The following is a 23,539-nucleotide window of genomic DNA, read 5'->3' as shown; positions in this document are numbered from 1 at the left end:
CACAGCCAAGACTGCCAAGAAGGACGAGTTTTACACGCAGTGGAACGACATTGAAACGAGATGCAAGCCTATCTCGAATACGACCCCGACGTGTTCAGGGGTAAGACAGTGCTGCTGCCGTGTGATGATCCAGGAGCAAGCAACTTCACCAAGTACTTTGCACTGAACTTTGAGAAGTTCGGCTTGAAGAAGCTGATCTCTACCTCTTATGCACCGGCGTCAAACCCAGCCGTGACTGAGAAAGGGCAGATGCTACTGGACTTCGCGCTTGGCGAGGACCAGGACGAGAAGTTCAATGAAGACGACACCTGGCTCCGAGGACGCATTTACGTCATGGGAACAGGGCAAGGACCTTAACGATGACGGGCGCCTTAACAAAGAAGACCTCCAGTGGGATTACCTTGAAGGCGATGGCGATTTCCGTTCTGAAGAGGTCACGAAACTCCGCGATGAAGCCGACATCGTTATCACCAACCCACCGTTCTCCCTGTTCCGCGAGTTCCTTGCGTGGCTGATTGATGGCAACGTCCAGTTCTCCGTTATCGGGAACATGAACGCGGTTACCTATAAAGAGGTATTCCCGCTTTTCAAAGACAACAAGGTTTGGTACGGCCCCTCAATCTCTAGCGGTGATCGCGAATTTCGTGTACCCGAAAGTTACCCACTTACCGCTGCAGGTCAGCGTGTGGATGAACAGGGGAATAAATTCGTCCGCGTAAAGGGTGTTAGATGGTTTACCAACATTGAGCATGGACGCCGACATGAACAGCTCGTGCTCATGTCGATGGAGGACAACATGATCTACGGTTCAAAGACGGTCCGAAACGTGGGGTATCCAAAGTACGACAATTACGACGCAATAGAAGTACCAGAGACCAAGGGAATCCCCAACGATTACGACGGCATGATGGGTGTCCCCATCTCGTTCCTCGACAAGTACAACCCAGACCAGTTTGAGATCCTCGGGATCACGCAGGCATGGGACGATCATTCGGGGTTGAAGCTCAAGAACTATCCAACCCAGATTCAGGTCAGCAAGAACGGCGTTAGATCTCGGGTGGGCAAGCTTAATGACGGTGCCGCCATACCGCATGACACAGAGCCTCAAGACGTGACGTACTACGAGGTCGACGGACAATTCTTTACTAAACCATATTGCAGAGTTCTTATCCGCCACCGCAACCCCAATGTCAAGGAGTCTTAAGCCATGGAAGCAAAACTCAACCCCCGCAAGATCCGTGACATCGTTGACGGATTCCACTACAACGAACTCGAAGGCAAAGGTCTGTACGGTTTGGCTGGCAACCTCACCATCCAGCCTGAGTACCAGCGCAACTACATCTACAACGACGGTAAGAAAGACGTTGCCGTCATCGACTCGCTGCTCAAGGGCTATCCACTGGGGCTAATTTACTTCAACCAGCCCAAGCAGGACGAAGACAAGTTCGAGATCCTCGACGGTCAGCAGCGCATTACCTCTATCGGGCGCTTCTACAAAGACCTGTTCGTCGTCAAAGACACTGACGGCAATGAGCAGTATTTCTCGTCGCTGGGCAAACACCAGCAAGAGCAGATCCTTGAGACTGAGCTGCTCATTTACGACTGCTATGGCACTGAGGCCGAGATCAAGGAGTGGTTCAAAACCATCAACATCGTTGGTGTGCCACTTACAGCCCAAGAGCTACGTAACGCCGTGTACTCAGGTCAGTTCGTCGATGCTGCTAAGAAGGTCTTTTCCAACTCCGGCTCTGCCATCATGTCCAAATGGTCGAACTTCGTTAAGGGCGACCCAGCCCGCCAGGAGGTGCTTGAAGTAGCACTTGACTGGATCGCCCAGCGTGAAGGCACCACCATCGACAGCTACATGGCAAAGCACCGTGAAGACGATAACTGCAACGAACTACAGACTTACTTCACTGCAGTTATCGACTGGGCAGCAAGTGTGTTCAAGATGACAGACACGACGATGCGCGGCATCGCGTGGAACACGCTGTATGAGCAGTACGGCGCCAAAGGCTACAACGCGACTGAGATGACGGCTGCTGCAAAGGAGCTGCTGTCTGACCCGCAAATTCAGTCCAAGAAGGGTATCTACGAGTACCTGCTTGGCGGCAAGACAGACACCAAACTACTTAACGTACGTGTCTTCACTGAAGCGGTGAAGAAGCGCGTCTACAAGCGCCAGACTGATGCTGCAAAACAGAAGGGTGTCTCCAACTGCTCGTATTGCGCTATCGGTCACGATGAGAAGAAAGCAAAGATCTGGGCGCTTAAAGAAATGGACGCTGATCACGTCACTGCGTGGTCCAAGGGTGGATCGACCGAGGAGAGCAACTGCGAGTTGCTCTGCAAGTCGCACAACCGTGCCAAAGGCAACGCTTAAAGTCGGTGATTAACCATGCTCATCGGCTACGCGCGTGTTTCGACCTCCAAGCAAGGGCAGTCTCTCGACACCCAACGTGAAGCGCTCATCGACGCTGGCTGCGATGCTGCGCACATTTACACCGACACCATCTCGGGCACTAAGTGGCAACGCCCCGGCCTCGATGACGCGCTGGCATACATGCGACCCGACGACACCCTCGTCGTGACCAGGCTCGACCGTCTTGGCCGCAGTCTCGCAGAGACGGTCAACACCATCGCTGACCTGGCGGATCGCGATATTAACGTCAAGGTGCTCGAACCAGCGCTAGACACCTCACGGTCTGCCGACAAGGTGGTCATCAACGTCATGGCGTCACTGGCTGAGTGGGAGCGTGACCTGTTGATACAGCGGACACGTGAGGGAGTAGCCCACGCCCGAGCACAGGGCAGGGTAGCCGGACCCAAACCGAAGCTCAGCAACGAACAGGCCCAGGTGGCCAAAGAGTTACTCGACGGCGGCAAGTCCGTGAGTGCTGTCGCTAGGACCTTCAACGTGTCCAGACCCACTATCTACCGTGCCATCGAGCGCCTTGAGGCTGACGCATAACAGCCCAGACCCCACAGTGACCGCGTCGCTAGTGCCACTGTCCTGCAAGCCGAGCACTAGGCAGCACTAGCGACGCCCTGAGCGCGTGGGGGTGCTGCAGGGCGGTGCTAGCGCCGCCCGGCACAGCCGGGGCCAAATACGGGATTGACCACACACATCCCGTATTTGGCATAAGGAGTGCTCATGTCCACCTATTCGCAAACGCTTACCTCCCACGGCGATATCCTCGCCAATATCCCCGGTATCTTGGGGTTTTACCCGCAGGACTCGCTGGTCATCGCGTTCTTTGAACGAAACGACGACACCCCTGGTCTACACCTGGGACCGCTCGCTCGGCTCGACCTGGACGACGCTGTTGAAACGCTGGTTGACAACCAACAGCAGTTCGCTGCTCTGTCAGACCGCGACAACGCTGACGCCATCATCGCCTACGTGGTAAGCAGCGACCCCTTAGCCGCCGATGACCTGGCGGAGTTCCTGCTCAGCGAGGACTCGCCGTTGCCTACGGTGCTTGCAATCATCCAGGTTCCCGAGATCACTTCTGGAACCGGCTGGTGGACTGTGTATCAGCAACTCAGTCTCTCAGCACCGCGCAGCGGCGTGGTCAGCGAGGTTGCAGGCTCTCTCACACTGCAGCAGATGATCTTGGACACTGGCCAGCTGCCAGCGCTGTCGCGTGAGGAGCTGGAAGAGCGCTTGAACAGCACAGCTCACGGCATCGACGAGGAGGAATATCAAGACATCATCGCCGACGTTGAGGGGTACGAGAACGAGATTCACTTCCTCCGTGATGACCTGCAGCAGGAGTACGAGAAGGCTGCAAAGGGTGTCTCTAATCCCACCGACACACAGGCCATCCGTGCTGCGCTGAGGTGTTTTACCACACCTATGTTGCGTGATCCGCTGCTCGGAGCGCTGCTAGACGAGCCGCAGCAAGGTCTGGCGTTCGCAGAACGTCTTATGCAGACAGTGCCGCGAGACTGGCTCAAGATGCTCTCGCAAGTGACCGCTACTGTCGCGGTTCTCGCACAAGCCACAGGGCAGACTGGCCTGGCAGGCGTGGCCGCGCACAAGGCCACTGAGCTGAGCGATACCGAGAACTTTCCGAACCTGGTGGACAGATCCATCAGCCGCGGCCTGGGCAGCAAGCTCATCACGAGCGTGCGTCAAGGTGCGTCGAAGGCACACTACCTCTTGTTCGACGCTTAAAGCTCTACCCCGTTGCAGCAGTCGCTGTAGCGGGGTTTTCTTTTTCTATCAGTGCCGTGACCAGGGAAGAAGGAAATCTCCACCGAGCAGGGGAGAGGTCTCTAGACAGCAGAGCTGTCTCAAAGAACGGATTGAGAATCAATCCACGACACGGAGGCACGCCATGTACCACTACACCCACGAAGACCTAGAGCTGCTCTACCTCATGTCTGACGGCATGGATGGCGAAGACGCCGATCCGGGTGCCGCACAAGAGCTACGCGACCTGGAAGCAGCAGGGGCACATCTGCCCTGGGCAGTGCTGTAACAGCACTTACAGCAGCAGCAAAGCCGCTGCTCAAACACACAATTGAAAGACAATCACACACTCACTCATATAAGGAGAAATCACAATGTCCAACCCGTTTAACAATGGCACCATCGTTGGCAACGCAGCACGCGAGCCGAAGATCTTTGAGCACGCAAACGGCGGTGCGACGGTGAAGCTCAACGTCTACGCACGTAATACGTTCAAGAACAAGTCCACAGGCAAGGTGGAATCAGAGATTGTCGAACTCACTGGCTACGTGGCTGACGCCAAGAACCTCGGCGTCTTCGGATGCATCGGCGCTGGTGATCGCGTTGCAGTGAGCTACTCGCTGAAGACTGACAACTACACCGATAAGGACGGCAACAAGCACTATCCGCTGGTAGCGCGCATCGACACTGTGCAGCTGATCGACTCCAAGAAGGAGTCTGAGGCACGAGCAGCACGCCGCGAGAACAGCGCAGATAACGCTGCTGCTAATGACTCTGAAGAAGTGCCGTTCTAGTTGCAACAACACCCCGCAGGGAAACCTGCGGGGTTATTTTTTCAGCACAGACCACGCATAACGCCGTCGCCGTCCAGTACGGGAGCGCTGATACTCCTGCTCCAGACGCTCTGTCTCTACACAGTGCATTACATGAGCCATTACATGAGCCATTACATGCGCTGTTTTACTGCACTGTGTACTAGCCATTCCATTACGCACTACGCTGGCGCACTTCAAGTTCATTGAAATCTTCTCAGACATTAGTGGTTCTCCTTCAAGTGAAGAATGCTTTAACTGGCCCCACCTTACCGGCATTCCTCTCAAACTTGGCCTCTGTTCGCTATGAGCGTTGGGGCACAGCGCCTAAGGCGCATACGGAAGCTGGGTTAACATTTACTCATGTCTGTTTCTGAGCTGTCCACCAGTACCCAGAACTATTTGAAAGCTATCTGGGGGCTAAAGGAATGGTCATCCGAGCCCGTTACCGCCACACTTATAGCGAAACAGCTGGGACTCAAGCTCTCCTCGGTCTCCGATGCAGTGCGCAAAATGTCGAAGCAAGGGCTCGTGTCACACACGCCCTATGGCTCTGTGGAGTTAACCGAACTTGGCAGGCAGTACGCATTGGTCATGGTGCGCCGCCACCGATTGCTTGAGTCTTTTTTGGTTCAAGCATTGGATTATACGTGGGACGAGGTCCATGATGAAGCCGAAAATCTTGAACACGCGGTGTCTGACATGCTCATAGAGCGCGTGGATAAGTTCCTCAATTACCCCACTAGGGATCCACACGGCGACCCTATCCCTACGGTTGATGGACAGGTCACTATCCCCAGTGCGCACCGTCTCACCGACAGCGGCGCACAACCGCAGGTGACCGTGGAACGCATTTCTGATTCCGACCCACAACTGCTGGCCTTCCTCAAAGAGCAAGGCATCGTCATTGGGGCTGTTCTTACCACGCGCGAAGGAACGCCCTTTTCAGAATCGCTCGAAGTACAGGTAGCCGACAGTACTCAGTGGGTAGTACTTGGGCGCCCAGCTACGGACGCAGTGTTTGTAGCACACCACAGCCTGTAGTCTTTCCCTTTCTCATTAATCCTGTCCCTACCTGCCCTTTTAAAAACTACGGTGCGGCGTAGTTTGCAACTACGGTAGTACGTAGTTAATCTTTTCGATCATCACCTATCCCACTTATGGCTAAGGCCAGGATGAGCAGGATTGTCATGTCAGACTCACCAGATTTGGTGTACTTTTCTAGCGTTTCTGAAAACACAAAAAGATTCGTCGAACGCTTAGATAGACCCGCAGTGCGCATTCCACTGCGGCCCAAGAAAACCGGAATGATCCAGGTTTCACACCCGTACGTACTCATCGTTCCAACCTACGGCGGTGGCTCGCTCAAACGCGCAGTCCCCAAACAGGTCATCGACTTCCTCAATGACCCAATCAACCGTTCCTTTATCCGGGGCGTGATTACCTCAGGCAATACCAACTTCGGAAGCGCTTACTGCGTCGCCGGCCGCATCATTTCCGCTAAGTGCCACGTTCCAGAGCTGTATCACTTCGAGCTACTCGGCACGCAGAAGGACGTTGCCGCTGTAAAGCAGGGCCTTCACAAGTTTTGGGAGCAGCAAAGCAACTAACAATTACACCCCATTGATTTCCCACAAAATGAAGACCACATCCGCAACACACAGATTGGAAACCACAATGCCGCCACTTAAGGCCACCCCCACACAGCCCATTGGCCCTACGCCCCGCACCGCTTCAGCAGACGATGCCGGCGGTGTCGGTAAGCGCAAGAGCTACCATGCACTCAACGCGCAGCTGAACCTATTCGACGATTCGGGAAGAATCCAGTTCGACAAGGACATTGAGGCAACACAAGACTTTTTAGCGCACCATGTCACTCCCCGCATGCATCAGTTTGAATCCACCAAGCAGCGCTTGGAGTGGTTGGTTGATAACGAATACTACGAGCGGGAATTCCTTGAGCTTTATGATGACGATTTTCTGTGCACTATGTACGACAGAGCCCACCGAGCCAAGCATCAGTTCCGCACTTTCCTCGGCGCATTTAAGTTCTTTACTTCATACGCACTGAAAACCTTTGATGGCTCGCGATTTCTGGAAGGCTACGAAGAACGCGTCGCCACCACAGCTTTGTACCTTGCACAGGGCGATGAAGAGCTTGCGGAGAAGCTGGTGGATGACATCATGACCGGACGCTTCCAGCCCGCCACCCCTACTTTTCTCAACGCAGGAAAAGCCCAGCGTGGCGAAATGGTCTCCTGCTTCCTCCTTCGCATCGAAGACAATTTGGAAAGCATTGGCCGCAGCGTGAACTCTGCACTGCAGCTTTCAAAACGCGGCGGTGGTGTGGCCTTGTTACTGAGCAATCTGCGCGAATCCGGAGCCCCAATCAAAAAGATTGAGAACCAAGCTTCCGGCGTAGTCCCAGTCATGAAAATTCTGGAAGATAGCTTCAGCTATGCCAACCAATTGGGCGCTCGACAGGGCGCTGGAGCCGTCTACCTACATGCGCACCATCCAGATATTCTTCGTTTCCTGGATACCAAGCGGGAAAATGCCGATGAGAAAGTCCGCATTAAGACTCTTTCGCTGGGAGTTGTTATTCCAGATATAACCTTCCAGCTGGCCAAAGAGAACAAGGATATGCATCTTTTTAGCCCGTATGACATCGCTCGCGAGTACGGCGTAGCCATGTCTGACATGTCTATCACCGAGTATTACGACGAGCTGGTTTCCAATCCGCGAATTTCTCATACGACTATCAAGGCCCGCGAGTTTTTCACCACGCTGGCTGAGCTTCAGTTTGAATCTGGATACCCCTACATACTCTTTGAGGATACGGTCAACCGCGCTAATCCCCTCAAAGGACATATCAATATGTCCAATCTGTGTAGTGAGATCCTCCAGGTCAACACGCCATCCACCTACGGCGCCTCAGGTAACTACACCACCGTTGGCCAGGACATTTCCTGCAATCTAGGGTCGCTCAATATCGCTAAAGCTTTTGAATCACCGGACTTTGGGGAAACTGTTGAAACCGCGGTGCGCGCTCTCACGAAGGTCTCAGACCTAACAAATATCGAAGCTGTTCCTTCCATCGCTCACGGTAATGCATCCATGCATGCCATCGGGTTGGGCCAAATGAATCTCCACGGTTTCCTGGCTTCCAAGCGTATTCCTTATGGCTGCGCCGAAGCACTGGACTTTACAAATATCTATTTCCTGACCGTGACCTATCATGCGCTCCGTGCATCCCATGCGCTAGCGGTTGAGAAAGGTCAACGATTCACTGGCTTTGAAGAATCCACCTATGCCACTGGCGTCTACTTCGACAAGTACATCGACCAAGACTGGGCGCCGGCCACTGACCACGTAAAACAGCTATTCCATGAGGCTGGCGTGCAGATTCCTCAACGCGAGGATTGGCTACGGCTCAAGAACCAAGTGATGCAAGACGGCATCTACAACGCCTACTTGCAGGCAGTTCCACCCACTGGATCAATTTCCTACATCAATGACTCCACCGCGTCCATACACCCGATTGCCTCCAAGATTGAAATACGCAAGGAAGGCCGCTTGGGGCGCGTGTACTACCCCGCACCGGAAATGACCAACGACAACTTGGAGTATTTCGATGACTCCTACACCGTGGGGTACAAAAAAATCATCGACACCTACGCTATGGCCACCCAACACGTGGACCAAGGGCTTTCCCTGACTTTGTTCTTCACCGCTGACACCACTACGCGGGACATCAACAAGGCACAAATCTATGCCTGGAAAGCCGGAATCAAGACCTTGTACTACATCCGTTTACGCCAACCTGCACTCCAGGGAACCGAGGTCGAAGGCTGCGTTTCCTGTGCTCTGTAGGAACACGGTCCTTCCTTCATTCACAACCATCCATCAAGAAAGAAAGAAGCTATGTCTTCAACATCAAACACTGCTGAGCTAACCAGCATCTCAGTTACGCCGCCAAGTTACCGGCATGACCCTTCAGCCCGCATCCGCGCCATCAATTGGAATCGGGTGAGCGATGAGAAGGATCTTGAAGTGTGGAACCGCCTCACCGCCAACTTTTGGTTGCCAGAAAAGGTTCCACTTTCAAACGATCTCCCGGCGTGGCAGAGGATGACACCGGAGGAACGCAACCTCACCATGCGGGTGTTCACGGGACTCACCACCCTGGACACCGTCCAGGCCACTGTGGGCGAAATCTGTCAGATCCAAGATGCCCGCACCGAGCACGAGGAGGCCGTGTATACCAACATCGCCTTCATGCAATCAGTCCATGCCCGTTCTTACTCTTCAGTGTTTTCTACTTTGAGCAGTACGAAAGAAATTGATGAGGCATACCGCTGGGCGGTGAATAATGACCTTCTCCAGGCACGCGCCAAAAAAGTGCTCACTCATTATTTTGGACCCGATCCACTCAAGCGCAAAGTGTCATCGACGCTGCTTTCCTCGCTGCTTCTCTACGCGGGTTTCTATCTTCCCCTGCATTTTTCCGTCCACGCCACCCTGACAAATACGGCAGACATGATTCGCCTCATTCTGCGTGACAAGGCAGTGCACGGTTACTACTCAGGCTACAAGTACCAGCGCGGACTGGAAACGTCTGCTCCACAACGGCAACAGGAGATGCATGATTTCACTATTTCCTTGCTCGAAGAGCTTTATGCCCTAGAGCTGGATTATTCCGGCGAGCTATATGAGCCGTTGGGGCTCATGGATGATGTAGCTGTATTCGTTCGCTATAACGCCAATAAGGCGCTCATGAATTTGGGCTACCCGGACTACTTCCCACCTGAAGAAACGGAAGTGAACCCGGAAATCCTCGCTGCCCTAGCACCTGGAGCAGATGAAAACCATGACTTCTTCTCCGGCTCCGGTTCCTCCTATGTCATTGGCACCGCTGAAGAAACGAGTGATGATGACTGGGATTTCTAAACCGTTTCCACGACCAGACCAAGGAAGCTGGCTTGAGACCATCGCGCTGTTTGAAGCCATCCGCGAAGGAAACCAACCAGCAGCCATGCGGCTTTTGGATACGTCCGCCGCACGGGAGGCCGTCCTCGGGGGACTGTTAGGACTCATCGAACTGTACTTCCGCCATGAAGAAGACAAAGTGGATAACTTTCTTACTGCCGCCCACGCCGCCGGGCCACCGCCTGCCTTTGGCTGCAAGCCTTTTCTCCCTTGATCGCACGTACCTACGCCCAACTAAGAAGAAAGGACTTCCTATGACCACCCCACGCATTAGTGTTATCGTCGGCAGCCTGCGCCGCGGCTCATTTGCGCGCAAGATTGCACACGAAGTGCTCACAATGATCCCTGAAAACTACCAGGCAGACATCGTTGAAATCCGTGACTTGCCGCTCTATGACTTCGACTACGATGACCCCTCGGTCACGGACAAGCCCATTCCAGCTGAGTACACCACTTTCCGCGACACCATCAAGAACTCGAGCGGCGTCCTCTTTGTTACCCCGGAAAATAACCGTACTATCCCTGCCTGTCTCAAGAATGCAGTGGACATCGGTTCCAAGCCCAACTCGGATGTGGCTTGGAAGAACCTTCCCGCAGGTATCATCAGTCACTCTGTAGGCCGCATGGGCGGCTACAGTTCACAGAAGAACCTCCGGCTCGCCCTGTCCTACTTCGATATGCCGCTTCCTGGTCAGCCCGAGGTATTCCTTGGCCAATCCCCCACCCTCTTCGAAGACTCCGGCCATCTCAATGAAGGCACCGCAGGCTTTGTCAAAGACTACGTTATACGCTTCCTGCAGTTGGTCGACATGACATTAACAGCCAAGCACAGCTAGCGACGGCGACTAACCCTAGCCACCGCCCTCTACGAAGTACTTGAAGGCTTCTAAAGGGCCTTCTCAAAGACACAAACCCCGGATTCACACTCATCCTTGAGTTACCTGAATCTGAACCCAGGACGCTTCAAAAAACACCGCTCTAATTCTTCGATTTTCGCTGAATTAGAGCGGTTTTAGCGCTGTCGCTGGACACTGACCCTGGCGACATCCTGTTAGGCCGCTACAGGGCCATACAGGGCAGGGGAGACCCCCATCTACGGCTTGCCGCCGTCGGGGGACTCCTTGTCACCGTCGGGAGACTCCTTGCCACCGTCGGGGGACTCCTTGTCACCGTCGTGGTCGCGCTGTTGCTCCTGCTGGCGGCGCTTAGCGATGCGTTCCAGCGCGCGACGCAGTACTGCAGCGCTTTCCTCCTGAGTACGGTCGATGACGATCTCGCGGTACCGTTGCTTCATCTCTGGGTTGCTGTCAATCTCGACCCGCAAAAAGTCCTGATCAACATGCGAAATCTCCTGCAACGACTGCGTTGCTTCCTCGATGATGATCTTCGCTTCCTGCTCTGCTTCCTCGCGCGTTACTGCAGCGTCACGTGTGGCCTCATCATGTTCTTCACTGCCGAATTCTTCGGCAAGGTCAAGCAGCTCATCTGCCTGAGCTTCAGCGAGACCCAGCGTCTGCTCAGCTTCTTTGCGTGCGTCACTGCGGATCTGCTCGGCTTCTTGCTCGGCCTTTTCGCGTGCTTCGCTGCGGAGCTGTTCAGCTTCCTGCTCTACACGCTTGAGCTTGGCTTCGGCGGCGCTCTCAACCTCCTTGGCACGGTCCAGCAACTCTTCCGCCTGTGCCTCGGCAAGACCCAACTCCTGTTCAGCATCCTTCTGTGCATCACCACGAATCTTTTCGGCGTCCTGCTCGGCCTTCTCGCGTGCTTCTTTGAGTACGCGCTCGGCAACCTCGCGAGCCTGCTGTTCAGCATTTTCCTGCACACGCTGGGCTTCTTCACGGGCCTGCTGCGCCCGTTCGAGTTCTTCTGCAGCTTGCTTGCGGTCTTTCGCTGCAGCATCGACATCTCGCTGTACGGAGCTGTGCTTCCGTTCCACCTCGTCCTCACGGTTCGCAAGGTCGCGCTCCCGGTCCTGCTGTTCGACGTAACGGTCAAGATTCAGCGACTCATTGTGACGTTCAGACACATCTAGCTCTACCGGGTAACCCAACGCGTACATGTGCTCTCGAAGTCCACGCTGCGCGTCGATGAACTTCTGGTTCCCGGAGATTTGTTTGCCCTTCTTCGGGCCAGATATGTACCGCACCGACTCATCAGTGTTGTACGCGATGCCGGGCCGGCAGCGGAGCTTGTCGGGATCATCCGGCTTCGGCGAGAACGTATCAGCCTGGAACTGGATGTGTGGCGTTGATTCGTCGAAGTTCATATCCCCACCGGCTACGGCATCGATGCCGCCGGGGATGAAGTTCTCGGCGAGCCAGCGCATCGACTCTTCGAGGTACTCCTTCGCTTCGTCGTAGTCCCGTGCGACAAGCCGTGCGCGCTTCACCTCACGGCCGTCCACAGTGCTGGTGTAGAAGTCGGGGACCTCTACACACATCGACTTCGGCAGATGCACGACGAACAGAGACGTCTCGAAACTGTTCTTCTGTACGCGCACGCCGTCCATCCGGGCGTCTTGGTACGCCAAGACCTCCTCGACGGACGCAGCGCGTCGGAACGTGCCGTTGCCGTCGTTGACGAACGGAACGTTCAAATGCGCATCGGCCACGACGATATTGCTATTCATCGCGGCCTGATGCGCGAGATCCTGCGGATCTAATTCTCGCATCGCCTCCTTGAGGAGTCGCTTGCGGTCTCCTCGCGTGTCTCCGCCGCAGTTGTCGCGGCGGAGATGGCGCAGATTGAACGCTGCGCGTCCCTTCTGCGCTGTAGATGTCTTCGACATATCGCGTACCTCCTGTAGACCCCTAAAGACCTCAGTCCAGCCACCTCGCAAGATCGGATAACTGAGGTCTCACGGGGGCGCCTGCGGCGGGCAATACAAGCGGCGGAAAACCCTCCCTATTCGGTCGCGTTTCCCGCCGCTTTTTTTAAAATAAGATGCCCCGGTTGAGCACCTTTGCAAGGCGTTCAACCGGGGCAAGAAACGGAATGTCACTCGTTCTTTCTACGAGAGCTTGAGCTATTCCGCCTGGTTAACTCTTTAACGAACTCAAAGGCGCTCTCCGCCATGACTCTTTGCTTTGTCACGGCTTCCTTCGCCTCCTGCTGGTCGCGGTATACCTGCATATAGAGAACGACATAAGGGTTTTTTGAGCGCTCGAGGGAGGCCGCAACCTCCTTCTCCATTGGTTCGTTACAGAATGGGAGACTTTGGACTTCCTCCAAGGAGAGGGTAGGGGGCCCAAATACACGCTCATAGTCCTGCAGAGCCTCGAAGGATTGGGTTAGCTCTTCTAACTTGTGCTTGGTTTGAGCGAACGTAGTTTGCAGGTTGTTTGCTAGATCCTGCAGTTTGGTGATTTCTTCGTTTGACAATACCAGTTTTTCCTTTCAGTTTCAATGACTTTGTGATGGCGCAACACGCGCGGGCGCGCGTGTTGCGCCAGGGGGTGCGCGTTGGCGCATGGAAACAGTCATGAGGCGGCACCCCCTGCGGTAATCGCGGTGAAGATCTGCTGTAGTTCTTCGTCGGTGACTGCGGTAGTTGCCCAAGTACCCCGGTTGATGACCGCAACAGCTTCGTCGGCGTTGAGTACCTTCTGTTCAAGACTGACGTACGTAGGGCTACCCACCAGCGCGGCGCCGTAGCGCTGGATAGAGTGCCGTTGTTCCGCCTGGAGACTGCCGTTGTTTTCGCTGACTACGCGGATGACGTCGCGGGTGTTCGCGGATACGCGTACTTCGAGATTCGTGCGTTCCTTGTCGTCGGTGCCGGGCCAATTCCATACGTAGGTTTTGCCGTTGCTGCTGACGCATAATTGTCGCGAATTGGCCGGTTCTCCGGCGATGAGTACGCCGTTGGCTACTGCGGTGCTTACCGTCGTTGCTGAGCTGTCTAGCGCGCCTGTAGTGCGTGTTGCGTAGCCGCTACGGCTGTAGCTGAGTCCCGCAAGGTAGTTCGTGTACGTACCGTCAGAGTTCTGCACTTGCAGAATGCGGTGTTGCTGGCCGTCTTCGCTGCCGTCGAGCAGCCAAGCGCGCGGCGGGATTCGCGCAAATCGCGGTGCAAAGGAAATCCGTACGCGAAAAATACGCGTTCGGCTTCGCATCTGCTGCGGCAAAGTCCATAGGCGGCGGGTTGATGCGCGAGGTGCGCGCCGTGACCTGCTGACCTGCATCAGCGAAATCGGCAAGTAGCGTATCGGCGTCCTCCGTCGGCGCGGTGGGGTCGCCGTAGAGAATTTGCTTAATTACGTTTACGACCGGGGCGACTGTTCGCGATTCAATTTCGCTAATCACCGCGTCACGTTCATCTGGGTCAGCGATGTTGTCCGCGCGGCGGCGGAGCTGTTCTAGATTCTGCGAAAGCGGACCAATAGTGTCGTAATCGAAAAATTCACGTGTGCCGTTGAAAAATCCCTTGTTCAGGTAGATGGTGTACTGGCCTTTTTCGACCTTGATGATTATCTGGAATCGGCGGTACGCCTGAGATTCGTCTTCTGCCATCTGAGAGCGGCCGAAACGATCCGTGTAGGTACCGGCGAGACCCGACAGGAAATCATCTGGGGTAGTCGCCGCAGTGACAATATTGAGCTGCTGGATTGGATACGTGCGACCGTACTTGATGTTGACGGAAGGATGACCTTCATCAGGTTGCTTGTACGGTGCAAACATTCGGAATACGTTGCCCCTGCTGCCGCATGCGTGGATAATCGTCGCGGCGCGCATATCGTCCCATACGATGCAGTCTTGACCGTCGTATCCGTCAAAACCAACGTTGTCACCGCCGATTTTGAATACGGAAAACTTCAGGTCGCGCGGTACCCGATTGGTAATCAGGTCTTTGCCGGTACCGGCGTCGCCGTAGACCAGGATGTTTACAATCCGTGGCGGTAGCGGCGCATACTGCAAATAATCGCCGCGCAGCTTTGTCAGATGCGCGAGAATTCCGCGCTTTACGTAGAGATGCAAGTACTTCTCGCGCACTTCCGCAGGCGTCATTTTTCCTTGAGCGACCAGCGCCGATACTTCATCGACGTTGACTTTCTTCTTCTGCGCGTGGTGCTTAGCGTCTTCATCGACCTGTTCCCAAAGATCTGGCACATTAGTGACTACTTCGCTGCGGTCGTAGGTTTCTTTATCCGCCTGAGCAGGGTCTTCGTGCGTCAAGTACCTACAGAGCGGCAAAAAAGCGCTAGGCGGCTTGCCCTCTACGTACTGCGGCGGAACACCAAACGCCTTCGCTACGGCCGCAATCGTCTTGTACGACTTGCAAAGAAGCGCAATGTGAAAATGAGCAAGCTTTTTGTCACCGACAGCTGCACCCTTCGGTGGCGTGTACTTACTCTTAAAGTCCTTCGGCGTGTAGGTGTCGCGGTCGTGGTTGATGTACGCCCAGTACGTCATGCCCTTCGGAGCGAGCGCTTCTTGTATGCGCTCTTCCGTGAGCAAATCGCCGTAGCCGTCGTAAAACGCCTGCTGCGTAATGAAAAATGCGCTGAACTTCTTCCTTTCAGCTTTGTGCCACTTTCCGCCAGGGCGATAAGGGCATTCATCGGTGTCTACGAGTTGCAAAAGTTGCAGAGATTCAGGCAACGCCTTGACTGTCTGCGGCTCCGATTCCGGCGCTAAAGTTGCATCTTCCGTCATGTGAGCTTCGTCACACGTGTCAGGTTTAGGCATTGCGGACCACCGCCGAAAAGCGGAAAAAACAGAAAATACAGATTTTGCGATCTGTGTTTTTCGCGGAGGTGCAACGCTGTGACCTGCGAAAACGTAGAATTTCGCAGCGGAACCCACGCGGGCGACACAAGCCCAAGCCGCCCGCGCGCGTTAGTGTTTTTGCTGGTAGTTGTAGGTTTTCGTTTTGCGGTTGGTGAAATTCCGTTTGGAAAAGCAGAAAACACAGACCGTATTCGAGAGTTCACTTTTTGTGGAAGAATTCCCTGTGAATCTTGGAGAAACCTGGCAACGCTGCCACAGGCGTGAATTTAATCCTTGTAGCGCGGCGAGAATTCGCGTATTCTTATGAGCAAAGTCTTTTTTATTGAGCTCCGCTGTTTCAGCAGTGGAGTTTTTCATCGTCGACATGGCTACGCAACACCACCGATCGTGGACTGCGCGTCGAGCCAGGCTTCAAGATCACTGACTCGGTAGAGGATGTGCTTGCCTGATTTGATGTAGCGGGGGCCTCGCCCCTCAGTGCGCCAGTTGGCAAGGGTGCCGCGCGACAGACCGAGCATCTCAGCGGCGGTTGTGGGTTTCACCGAAAGGCGGGGGATGTCTTCGTGGATGAGCACGATAGATTCTCCTGACATGGAAAAGTCACCCCGGCCTGCACAGTCGTGCTTAGGGGCTACTTCATGTCCGGCTCTAAATCGTCAATCCACTTACTTCGAGGACAAGACCTCGCTGGCGATACCCGGAAGGCTAATTACAATTTTAGGTCATTCACGATCATTTGAAAAGGGGCGGGAACCATTCATTGAAGGGGAGATCTGTCTTTGAGGACGTACCCCAGTGTGAACCGTCGTACGCCGACAGGGTTGCTCCAGGTTGAAGGTCAGGAGTAGGTAGCCTGCCGTATTCAAGCTCGCGTAGGCGATCAGTGAGCTTCTTCTTCAGCACCTTGAGTCCACGCTTACTAGCGGCAAGTGTGCTGTCACCGCGCGCAGCCTTGATTGCAGTACTTAACTCTTCGAGACGAGCGTTTATCACCCTAAGGTCACGTGCAAGGGCTGCACGCTCCGCCTCGCGTTCTTCTGCCTGTGTTGCACCATCGTCAAAGCGGAGTTGTACCAGATTATCGGAATCCCAGAGGGCAGGTCGTTGTGCGTTCATGTCTTCACTTTACCATTATTCGAACCTATGCAAAAGTGGTGCTATAGTTGTACGCATGGCAAAGAAACAACAAGCATCGAGGGCGCCACTTCAACCAGGCGAAGATACTGTTGAACGCGTTCTTGACACGCGCACGCGAGGACCATTTGACGAATTTTTCACCGTCAAGAACTGGGAGGGGCGCTCCAGACGATTCCACGTCCGAGCGGCAACGAAGGGTGAATTTCGCGCCAAGGCTAAGGAGATGATCGATGGTTATCTCAACACGTCCACGAGTGACTGGACAAAGGCGAGGCGAATTACAGCTTTTATCGACGAGGTTAGCGAACCTATCGTGAAGGCCGCACGCCTGAGGCCTAATACAAAGAAGCGCTATGAGTTAGCGCTGTCGCAGCTGCGTAGGCAGTTGGACGGACTGGCTATCGGCGACGCCGTGAGATTCGCGACGCTTGAGCGGGCACTGCAAGATATCGGCCGTGACCACGGTGCTGAGTCCGCGCGCCAAGCACGAACTGTCTTGAGCAAGTACGTGCTTGACCGGCTGATCCGCGAGGGCGTTATTGAGAGCAATCCTCTGAGAGGTATCTCTATTGACCTCGGGGATACCCGCAAAGGAAGCAAGCCTACGCAATCGCACGCGCTCACTGATGAACAGTACGACGCAGTGGTTGATCATCTCGTGGAGCGCGATACCTCTGGGCCGATCCCGCCAGGAACAGACAGACGGCACACGTCGATCAAGAAGCACGAAATCACGGTGGCGCTGGCCGTGTTGCAGGCGGGCACAGGTCTGCGTATTAGTGAGGCTCTTGCACTCACCCGTGAGGATGTAACGGTCACGCAGGACTCGCTGGCGGTAACGGTGCGCGCCGAACACTCCAAAACACACCGAGGGCGCACTGTTCCGATGCTTGATTCACGATGTAAGTGGTTCTGGTTAGAGCGGGTCAAGACAATTAACCCTGGCGACCCTCTTATCCCAGCACCAGGGGACAAGCACTCTCGCTGGCGAACAGATAACGCCGTGAAGGCGTGTGCGGCGCTTTACAAAGACATCGGCGTCCAACTCGAAGACAAGGCTGTTTCTTCTATGCGGTCACACGCCTGGCGCACAGTGCTGAATAACCGCGCAATCGCTCGCGGTGTTCCTGCTGAGATCCGCAGCGCCTTCTTCGGTCACACTGAGGCCATGAACGCACGGAATTACACCGATCTCACTGGCGTTTCGGCCATGCAGTCGGCGCTTGAGGGTGGTGCACTAGATGGTGCACTAGGGGCGTGATTCTGGATGATTCTAAATGATTTCAAATGATCGAAAATGCTCCTAAACAGCATGGTCGGAATCGAATAACTCCTGTTAGGCTCGAATGTAATCCGATAACCCAGAGGTCGTAGGTTCGAATCCTGCCCCCGCTACCAACTTCGGATCCCTACCAGTGTTTATGCTGGTAGGGATCTTTTCTTTGCTTAGGAGCCAGCTGCGTGTGGTGGGGGTTAAGCCGGAGACTGGGGCTTCGGCGTTTCAGGCAGGATGCTGAGCGTCTCTGTGGGTTCAGCGGTAGTGACGAACTAATCACATCCAGGTCCATAAGCCCTCCAAAAGTATTAGGCTCAAGGGTGACCTCATCTCGTTGCAAATGGAGCAGTGGCCTCATGTTTGTTCAAAATTGGAAACTTGGCATTTCGTCGACAGGTAAAGCTGGTGAAACAGGACCCAGTAGCCCATCCGGTTCCTTTCCGAAACTGATAGTGGCCATGGTGTGTACTTTTGGTTTGGCGGTGTCGGGAGTCCCGTGTGCTCACGCTGAGGATGTGGGGGATGCGACCCCGCCCGAGGAGCAAAGCGCTGCCGACCAGTTCGAAAGCGCGACAAATAATGAAGAACACCAGATAGCGGAAGATCCCGCGGGGGCCGACGCTGTCGGTGATTTCGAACTGGGACCAGAACTGGTCAGCGAAAACGTCACTGCGTCGCAGGAGACAAAGTTGGCGCAGCCAACGAATGTAGTAGCCCTATCTGGTACGAAGAGAGTAAAAGCCAGTATCGAGAAAAACACGAATCGTAAACAACGTCTCGTCGTATATGTTTACAAGGATGATCCGCAAACACAGTCAAATCCCACAGTGCTCGGGTCTAAGGAATTACGCGCGGGTGCAAAGGATTTGACAGTGAACGTGGGCGAAGAACTCGTCGCGGGGGATGTCATTTACCTCGTTCTCAAGCAGCAGGATCACGTGGATAGGAAGTGGGTGTTCAACGGTGTTGAATCCGACCCTCTGGCGGTGACAGTTGCTCAGTCAATGGCGGACGCGAACAAGCTTGTTGTTCCTTCGGATGAGTTTTTGGTCGAAGACATCTTTACCTTCACTGAGGAAGAAACAGACGAAGTTTTAGCCGCGTTCAAACGCGACAATCCGGACATCGCGGACAGGATTAAATCTATTAAGCTTGCCGAGGCAGGGACCGGCTCCTCTGCAAGAGCTGAGGTTACCTTTACAGATGGCTCAATCAACCGTGATCCGACCGTGAAGATTAAATTGGCAGGCCCTTCTGGGAAGCCGGTTATTGACCAGCCGTTTGTTGTCACTCAAGATAGGATAACCGGCACTATTGAGACCGAAGATGGAGCACCCGTTCCAGACGGAACTAAAGTGCAGATTATTACGCAATTTGATGCAGGGGACGATGTAAAGAACTTCGGTCCCGAGGGTAAGTGTAATTTTTCAAAATCTACGTGGAAGTCGGCAGGTGTCGATGTCGAAAACGGCACATTTTCACTAGACTATGATGGCTTTAAACTCCCATGGTCAAAAGATGACTCGGCTAACTCTTACACAATTGGCATTATCGTAAAATCGCCAAAGAAGCGTCCAACTTGCATCACGGCTGTGCCGGAACACCCAACGCCGAAGAAAACTCCGGTACGGGACCCTAAAAAGCTCACCGATGCGGAGAAGAAGGCAATAGATCAGGCGATCCGAACGGCGTACACAGCTAAGAGCGGAAAATCGAAACTACCAGATGGTACCGGAGACCTGGAAGGCACCCCTGCGTTTATTGACTTTGATCCAAATGGGACTGTAGCCATAATTAACCCACGGAACACTGAATTCAAGTGGGATGATAATTACGACGCGCAATTCGCAACAAACGAAGACGGTACTCACAAGCTCAAAGAGGGCAAAACCCCGGGTCTACGTATCCCGAATAAGGATCTAGTTACTAATATCGCGCCCAAATCACCAAGCATCAAGGTGGATTACGGTGCGGGTACGGTCACCATCACCCCGCCTGCGTATACGGCTGCCGGTGATGATACCGACCTGGCCTCCTACACAATCTCCTACGGGGCTAAGCCGATCACCCTCACGCGGACAGTCGATAAGAACGGAACCTCAACTTGGTCATCAGACGGCGACCCGGTTGACCAGAGCACCGGACAGGTAACACTACAAATCGCGAAGTTGCCTGTCGGCGCCACCATCACAGCAGTAGCAACGGATAATGGCGGCTTAGTCCCGGAGGAGAAACCGCTTAGCTCCAATAAAGTGAGCGAGATATTGCAAACCGCCACTGTTTCCTACGATCCGAATGGTGGTTCGGGGTCGATGGATGCTGCCACGTTGAATAAGGGTGGTAAGTACACGATTCTTCCGAATGGGTTTGATGCGCCGAAGGATCAGGTGTTTGCTGGTTGGAAGATTGGCGATAAGCCGTACGAGCCTGGTGCTGAGATTGAGGTGAGTGCGGATACGACGATTACTGCGCAGTGGAAGCCTTTGCCGGCTAAGACGGTTGAGGTGACCACGACGGTGAAGGAACCGACAACGGTTGAGGTTCCGACGACGGTGAAGGAACCGACGACGGTGATAGTGCCGACGACGGTGAAGGAATCGACAACGGTGATAGTGCCGACGACGGTGAAGGAATCGACAACGGTGATAGTGCCGACGACGGTGAAGGAATCGACAACGGTGATAGTGCCGACGACGGTGAAGGAACCGACGACGGTGAAGGTACCGACGACGGTGAGGGAATCGACAACGGTTGAGGTTCCCACGACGGTGACAGTGCCGACGACGGTGAAGGAACCGACGACGGTGATAGTGCCGACGACGGTGAAGGAACCGACGACGGTTGAGGTGACCACGACCGTGGAGCCGTCCGCGACGACTGATCCGAGCAGCCCGGCTGAGCCGAGCGAGACGACGACCTCGACCGGTTCGAACAAGCCTAACCAGCCAGGGGACAAGCCAACCCAGCCTTCGACCCCTGCAGAGCCAGATGCCAACGGTTCGTCCGAGAAGGCGAAGCGCTGCGCTGCGAACGCAGTCGCGCTCAATAGCCCACTGTTGTGGCTGTTGCCAATCGGTCTATTGGCAGGCATTGGCTACGGCGTTAACGAAGCGTTCGGCCCACAGATCCGGCCGGCTGGTGCTGAGCTGAACGCCCGCTTACAGGAGCTCATGCCGAAGCACAGTTGGGTCGGTGAGCTGCAGGCGAAGGCTGACGATGTTAACCGCCAGTTCGCAGGCTACGGCGAGCAGTTGCGCCCGCTGGGTATCGCACTCGGCGCGATTGCCGCAGTCAGCATGCTTGGCATCCTCATCGCCCAGGCATGTGAGGAAGACGGCTTCGACAACGGCCTGACGATCCTCGGCTCGTCGAAGGACGATACTGCTGCTGAGAAGCCAGGTTCTTCCGAGCAGAAGTAAACTGCGCTCAGAAGAATGAAAGGCGCCGCCCACACCGGGTGGCGCTTTTCGCGTTTGCTACCTAGACAGGAAGCGTTGGAAGCACAAGAAGCATAGGCCAGGACCATCCGGGAGTGGAGCTGTTTCAAGATTTCAGCCTTGATAGTGGGCTTGAGCAATAGCGTTGGGAACCGAGACGCGGTATCTAGCGTCTCATATGTATAAGCAACCAGTCGTAGATGGAGTATTGCCATGATGGAAAAAACCACGATTAATGAAGACATTGAGTCAATGAGCAGGGCGTATAACGGACTGTCGCCTCGTGCATGGAGCGTGATTAGGTACCGGACCAAAGAATTGCTCACATCACACATCGCGGAGTGTCAAGCGGCATGGGGAGAAGATGTCGACTGGGGGGATGCAAGCGGGTGGCAGGTCTTTGGGATTGACCAGGCAATGCGGTTGTTGGGCAAGGAAACGCTTGGGGAGCATTTTCAGCGACTTACCACGGTGACAGAAGGCTTGTCCAGGCACCTCTTGACGAAGTACTACCACGTGCCCGCTGACGTCGATGACGAAGCGACAGACGAGCAGATGGCAGCTCTCGACAATTTGCTTGACGCCGGTGAAGCCAGGACGGTGGTAGGCGAGGTCGTTGAGGAAGCGGTTCGTCGTATCCATGTCGTTGAGGTAAAACATGCGCTTGAACAGTTTGTAGCAGGAGAGTCATGAGCGCACATGCTATTGAACAGACCGTGTATCCCGTGTTGCGCGGGACGTATTGTCTCAATATTGGCCTGGACGCGCGCTCGCGGCGACGACGCAACCCGTTCCAAGCTTGACCGGTCAAACTGAACCGGTGTGCCAGAACGAGTTGCGGTATCGACAACCCCGCTTAACTGTCCCAGTCCACCGCCCAGGGATCCTCTTCTTCCTGCTGCTCCATCAGCGCGTTGATCGGCTCTGTCAGATGTTGGTCGATCACCGTCCAGGCGGCTTCGTTCTGATCCTGCAGGAAGATTCGTTTCATCTCCTCGCTGCTGCCAGGAAGACTCTGGACGTCCTTTGCCCATCCCGCTAAGCGCTGTGCTCTCCGAGTCCGCGACAACAGATCGACCTGTTGGTTCAGCTGCCGCCAAAGTTCCTCGACTGCCTGCGGGCTGTGGTCCCTGCCCAACGTTTTCAGTGCTTCCTCCACGGTAGTTTTCATCACTGCGTCGTTCAGTTCTGCTGGTGTGATCGCTGGCTTGTGGTAGCGCATCATTCCTACCAGCTTCGTCGCGTCCCCGCCCGTCGCTTCCAAGGCTTTGATCACGAGCTGTCCTACTTGGTACTGCAGAAACTGAAACATTATTCGGTACAGGGACTGATCCTTGTCCTGTTGAATGCCCGGTGTCGAGCGCAGTACGTCGATCGCTTTGCGCTCCAATTCTGTGTGCTCCTGGTTGAGTTGGGACACCATCTTGTACGCGGTCGGCTCGTTCGCGTTCTCCGGATCGGTTATCTTCAGGTACTCCACGAGCAGAAAGATCGAGTCGCTGTCGCGATCGACCATCGGAAGATCCCAATCCGACCCTCTGATGATGTCCGGCACTGGTCGCTTCGGGTAACCGTGAAATTGAATCTGTGGTGTGGTCATCGTTGCTCCCTTCTACTTTCGGTAATGCTATGCAGGCATGCCGACATGACAGCATGGAGTTATGCTGACGAGACGGCATGCTGGCATTCTGTATTTGAGTCAGAGCTGGTCAGAGGGTGTCCCAGTGTATTTTCTCTCGCAAAGATTTGCGATTTTTCTTTATGTGGCCAGTGATTGCTTCGGTCAGGATTTCCGTCATCGGGAAGTATTCTCTGGCTTGTCCGCCAATACGAATTGTTCACTTCTTCTCACGGTCGGCTGGTTTAATTTCGGCTTCGGCAGCAGTTGTTGGTTTCCCGTGGCTGCGGGCACACATAGGCTTAGGGCGTCGTGCTACGCACCGAGGACACCCTCCTCCGA

Annotated in this window: 24 protein-coding genes; 16 read left to right on the top strand and 8 right to left on the bottom strand. The window is 54.7% G+C overall.

Going from position 1 to position 23,539, the window contains the following annotated elements:
- Positions 1-60 precede the first annotated feature (60 nt).
- The 7 genes from BJP08_RS11775 (at position 61) to BJP08_RS08945 (ending at position 4,992) form a co-directional block, all read left to right on the top strand.
- Positions 61-357 (top strand): adenine-specific methyltransferase EcoRI family protein, encoded by a 297-nt coding sequence (locus tag BJP08_RS11775; RefSeq protein WP_255364811.1) that lies wholly within the window; start codon positions 61-63, stop codon positions 355-357.
- Complete coding sequence (locus BJP08_RS08965; RefSeq protein ID WP_218160229.1) at positions 296-1,204, top strand: adenine-specific methyltransferase EcoRI family protein; 909 nt, start codon at positions 296-298, stop codon at positions 1,202-1,204. The genes BJP08_RS11775 and BJP08_RS08965 overlap by 62 nt, the downstream gene beginning before the upstream one ends.
- A 3-nt stretch (positions 1,205-1,207) precedes the next feature.
- Complete coding sequence (locus BJP08_RS08960; protein WP_071569267.1) at positions 1,208-2,383, top strand: DUF262 domain-containing protein; 1,176 nt, start codon at positions 1,208-1,210, stop codon at positions 2,381-2,383.
- Between the two features lie 15 nt (positions 2,384-2,398).
- Positions 2,399-2,971 carry a recombinase family protein gene (locus BJP08_RS08955; protein ID WP_071569266.1) on the top strand — a complete coding sequence of 191 codons (573 nt, stop codon included), beginning with the start codon at positions 2,399-2,401 and terminating at the stop codon, positions 2,969-2,971.
- Positions 2,972-3,154: 183 nt separating this feature from the next.
- Positions 3,155-4,180: a DUF4192 domain-containing protein gene (locus BJP08_RS08950; RefSeq protein ID WP_071569265.1), complete on the top strand. Its 1,026-nt coding sequence runs from the start codon at positions 3,155-3,157 to the stop codon at positions 4,178-4,180.
- 163 nt (positions 4,181-4,343) lie between these two features.
- Positions 4,344-4,487: a hypothetical protein gene (locus BJP08_RS11715; protein ID WP_165482993.1), complete on the top strand. Its 144-nt coding sequence runs from the start codon at positions 4,344-4,346 to the stop codon at positions 4,485-4,487.
- An 85-nt stretch (positions 4,488-4,572) separates the two neighbouring features.
- Positions 4,573-4,992, top strand: coding sequence for a single-stranded DNA-binding protein (locus tag BJP08_RS08945; protein ID WP_070362918.1), 420 nt, complete (start codon positions 4,573-4,575; stop codon positions 4,990-4,992).
- Between the two features lie 33 nt (positions 4,993-5,025).
- Here the strand turns inward: BJP08_RS08945 and BJP08_RS11710 are convergent, their stop codons facing one another.
- Positions 5,026-5,235 carry a hypothetical protein gene (locus BJP08_RS11710; protein WP_177221751.1) on the bottom strand — a complete coding sequence of 70 codons (210 nt, stop codon included), beginning with the start codon at positions 5,233-5,235 and terminating at the stop codon, positions 5,026-5,028.
- Between the two features lie 138 nt (positions 5,236-5,373).
- Between BJP08_RS11710 and BJP08_RS11955 the strand changes: the two genes are divergently transcribed.
- From BJP08_RS11955 to BJP08_RS08920, 6 genes are all read left to right on the top strand, one after another.
- Positions 5,374-6,054, top strand: a complete 681-nt coding sequence (locus BJP08_RS11955; protein ID WP_022862719.1) for a metal-dependent transcriptional regulator — start codon at positions 5,374-5,376, stop codon at positions 6,052-6,054.
- Between the two features lie 116 nt (positions 6,055-6,170).
- Entirely contained in the window at positions 6,171-6,620 is a 450-nt protein-coding gene (gene nrdI, locus BJP08_RS08935) for a class Ib ribonucleoside-diphosphate reductase assembly flavoprotein NrdI (protein WP_052093126.1), read from the top strand.
- Positions 6,621-6,687: 67 nt separating this feature from the next.
- Positions 6,688-8,883: a class 1b ribonucleoside-diphosphate reductase subunit alpha gene (gene nrdE, locus BJP08_RS08930; protein ID WP_052205721.1), complete on the top strand. Its 2,196-nt coding sequence runs from the start codon at positions 6,688-6,690 to the stop codon at positions 8,881-8,883.
- Between the two features lie 51 nt (positions 8,884-8,934).
- Entirely contained in the window at positions 8,935-9,960 is a 1,026-nt protein-coding gene (gene nrdF, locus BJP08_RS08925) for a class 1b ribonucleoside-diphosphate reductase subunit beta (RefSeq protein WP_034666259.1), read from the top strand.
- Complete coding sequence (locus BJP08_RS11490; protein ID WP_133065267.1) at positions 9,941-10,213, top strand: hypothetical protein; 273 nt, start codon at positions 9,941-9,943, stop codon at positions 10,211-10,213. Before nrdF ends, BJP08_RS11490 begins: the two co-directional genes overlap by 20 nt.
- Positions 10,214-10,253: 40 nt before the next feature.
- On the top strand, positions 10,254-10,835 hold the full coding sequence (locus BJP08_RS08920; RefSeq protein ID WP_022862715.1) for an NADPH-dependent FMN reductase: 582 nt from the start codon (positions 10,254-10,256) through the stop codon (positions 10,833-10,835).
- Positions 10,836-11,092: 257 nt separating this feature from the next.
- Here BJP08_RS08920 and BJP08_RS08915 read toward each other — a convergent pair whose 3' ends face one another.
- The 6 genes from BJP08_RS08915 to BJP08_RS08890 form a co-directional block, all read right to left on the bottom strand.
- Entirely contained in the window at positions 11,093-12,787 is a 1,695-nt protein-coding gene (locus tag BJP08_RS08915; protein ID WP_071569264.1) for a hypothetical protein, read from the bottom strand.
- 209 nt (positions 12,788-12,996) lie between these two features.
- The gene (locus tag BJP08_RS08910; RefSeq protein WP_071569263.1) at positions 12,997-13,380 is read right to left on the bottom strand and encodes a hypothetical protein; all 384 of its coding nucleotides are present in this window, start codon (positions 13,378-13,380) and stop codon (positions 12,997-12,999) included.
- A gap of 98 nt (positions 13,381-13,478) precedes the next feature.
- Positions 13,479-13,991: a hypothetical protein gene (locus BJP08_RS08905; protein ID WP_071569262.1), complete on the bottom strand. Its 513-nt coding sequence runs from the start codon at positions 13,989-13,991 to the stop codon at positions 13,479-13,481.
- Positions 13,978-15,654: a Rep family protein gene (locus BJP08_RS08900; RefSeq protein WP_071569261.1), complete on the bottom strand. Its 1,677-nt coding sequence runs from the start codon at positions 15,652-15,654 to the stop codon at positions 13,978-13,980. Before BJP08_RS08900 ends, BJP08_RS08905 begins: the two co-directional genes overlap by 14 nt.
- Before the next feature lie 443 nt (positions 15,655-16,097).
- Positions 16,098-16,322 (bottom strand): AlpA family transcriptional regulator, encoded by a 225-nt coding sequence (locus tag BJP08_RS08895; RefSeq protein ID WP_083428491.1) that lies wholly within the window; start codon positions 16,320-16,322, stop codon positions 16,098-16,100.
- Positions 16,323-16,461: 139 nt separating this feature from the next.
- Positions 16,462-16,845: a hypothetical protein gene (locus BJP08_RS08890; protein ID WP_071569260.1), complete on the bottom strand. Its 384-nt coding sequence runs from the start codon at positions 16,843-16,845 to the stop codon at positions 16,462-16,464.
- A gap of 55 nt (positions 16,846-16,900) precedes the next feature.
- On the opposite strand from BJP08_RS08890, the gene BJP08_RS11220 reads away from it, so the two are divergent.
- The 3 genes from BJP08_RS11220 (at position 16,901) to BJP08_RS08875 (ending at position 22,272) form a co-directional block, all read left to right on the top strand.
- Positions 16,901-18,127 carry a site-specific integrase gene (locus tag BJP08_RS11220; RefSeq protein ID WP_255364810.1) on the top strand — a complete coding sequence of 409 codons (1,227 nt, stop codon included), beginning with the start codon at positions 16,901-16,903 and terminating at the stop codon, positions 18,125-18,127.
- An 887-nt stretch (positions 18,128-19,014) separates the two neighbouring features.
- Complete coding sequence (locus BJP08_RS08880) at positions 19,015-21,561, top strand: hypothetical protein (protein WP_071569259.1); 2,547 nt, start codon at positions 19,015-19,017, stop codon at positions 21,559-21,561.
- A 231-nt stretch (positions 21,562-21,792) separates the two neighbouring features.
- A complete protein-coding gene (locus BJP08_RS08875) occupies positions 21,793-22,272 on the top strand; it encodes a hypothetical protein (RefSeq protein WP_071569258.1) in 480 nt (159 codons plus the stop codon).
- Between the two features lie 163 nt (positions 22,273-22,435).
- Here the strand turns inward: BJP08_RS08875 and BJP08_RS08870 are convergent, their stop codons facing one another.
- Positions 22,436-23,179: a hypothetical protein gene (locus tag BJP08_RS08870; RefSeq protein WP_071569257.1), complete on the bottom strand. Its 744-nt coding sequence runs from the start codon at positions 23,177-23,179 to the stop codon at positions 22,436-22,438.
- Positions 23,180-23,539 lie beyond the last annotated feature (360 nt).

It is taken from the genome of Corynebacterium sp. NML140438 (genome assembly GCF_001875725.1).
Lineage (GTDB): Bacteria > Actinomycetota > Actinomycetes > Mycobacteriales > Mycobacteriaceae > Corynebacterium.
This window is presented reverse-complemented; position numbering and strand designations above follow the sequence as displayed.

Excerpts from the sequence above, each read along its gene's own strand:
- BJP08_RS08870 (WP_071569257.1), bottom strand. The coding sequence starts at position 23,179 with ATGACCACACCACAGATTCAATTTCACGGTTACCCGAAGCGACCAGTG.
- BJP08_RS08955 (WP_071569266.1), top strand. The coding sequence starts at position 2,399 with ATGCTCATCGGCTACGCGCGTGTTTCGACCTCCAAGCAAGGGCAGTCT.
- BJP08_RS11715 (WP_165482993.1), top strand. The coding sequence starts at position 4,344 with ATGTACCACTACACCCACGAAGACCTAGAGCTGCTCTACCTCATGTCT.
- nrdF (WP_034666259.1), top strand. The coding sequence starts at position 8,935 with ATGTCTTCAACATCAAACACTGCTGAGCTAACCAGCATCTCAGTTACG.
- BJP08_RS08875 (WP_071569258.1), top strand. The coding sequence starts at position 21,793 with ATGATGGAAAAAACCACGATTAATGAAGACATTGAGTCAATGAGCAGG.
- nrdE (WP_052205721.1), top strand. The coding sequence starts at position 6,688 with ATGCCGCCACTTAAGGCCACCCCCACACAGCCCATTGGCCCTACGCCC.
- BJP08_RS11220 (WP_255364810.1), top strand. The coding sequence starts at position 16,901 with ATGGCAAAGAAACAACAAGCATCGAGGGCGCCACTTCAACCAGGCGAA.
- nrdI (WP_052093126.1), top strand. The coding sequence starts at position 6,171 with ATGGCTAAGGCCAGGATGAGCAGGATTGTCATGTCAGACTCACCAGAT.
- BJP08_RS08960 (WP_071569267.1), top strand. The coding sequence starts at position 1,208 with ATGGAAGCAAAACTCAACCCCCGCAAGATCCGTGACATCGTTGACGGA.
- BJP08_RS11955 (WP_022862719.1), top strand. The coding sequence starts at position 5,374 with ATGTCTGTTTCTGAGCTGTCCACCAGTACCCAGAACTATTTGAAAGCT.
- BJP08_RS08920 (WP_022862715.1), top strand. The coding sequence starts at position 10,254 with ATGACCACCCCACGCATTAGTGTTATCGTCGGCAGCCTGCGCCGCGGC.
- BJP08_RS08890 (WP_071569260.1), bottom strand. The coding sequence starts at position 16,845 with ATGAACGCACAACGACCTGCCCTCTGGGATTCCGATAATCTGGTACAA.
- BJP08_RS08945 (WP_070362918.1), top strand. The coding sequence starts at position 4,573 with ATGTCCAACCCGTTTAACAATGGCACCATCGTTGGCAACGCAGCACGC.
- BJP08_RS11490 (WP_133065267.1), top strand. The coding sequence starts at position 9,941 with ATGATGACTGGGATTTCTAAACCGTTTCCACGACCAGACCAAGGAAGC.
- BJP08_RS08965 (WP_218160229.1), top strand. The coding sequence starts at position 296 with ATGAAGACGACACCTGGCTCCGAGGACGCATTTACGTCATGGGAACAG.
- BJP08_RS11710 (WP_177221751.1), bottom strand. The coding sequence starts at position 5,235 with ATGTCTGAGAAGATTTCAATGAACTTGAAGTGCGCCAGCGTAGTGCGT.
- BJP08_RS08895 (WP_083428491.1), bottom strand. The coding sequence starts at position 16,322 with ATGTCAGGAGAATCTATCGTGCTCATCCACGAAGACATCCCCCGCCTT.
- BJP08_RS11775 (WP_255364811.1), top strand. The coding sequence starts at position 61 with ATGCAAGCCTATCTCGAATACGACCCCGACGTGTTCAGGGGTAAGACA.
- BJP08_RS08950 (WP_071569265.1), top strand. The coding sequence starts at position 3,155 with ATGTCCACCTATTCGCAAACGCTTACCTCCCACGGCGATATCCTCGCC.
- BJP08_RS08900 (WP_071569261.1), bottom strand. The coding sequence starts at position 15,654 with ATGACGGAAGATGCAACTTTAGCGCCGGAATCGGAGCCGCAGACAGTC.
- BJP08_RS08915 (WP_071569264.1), bottom strand. The coding sequence starts at position 12,787 with ATGTCGAAGACATCTACAGCGCAGAAGGGACGCGCAGCGTTCAATCTG.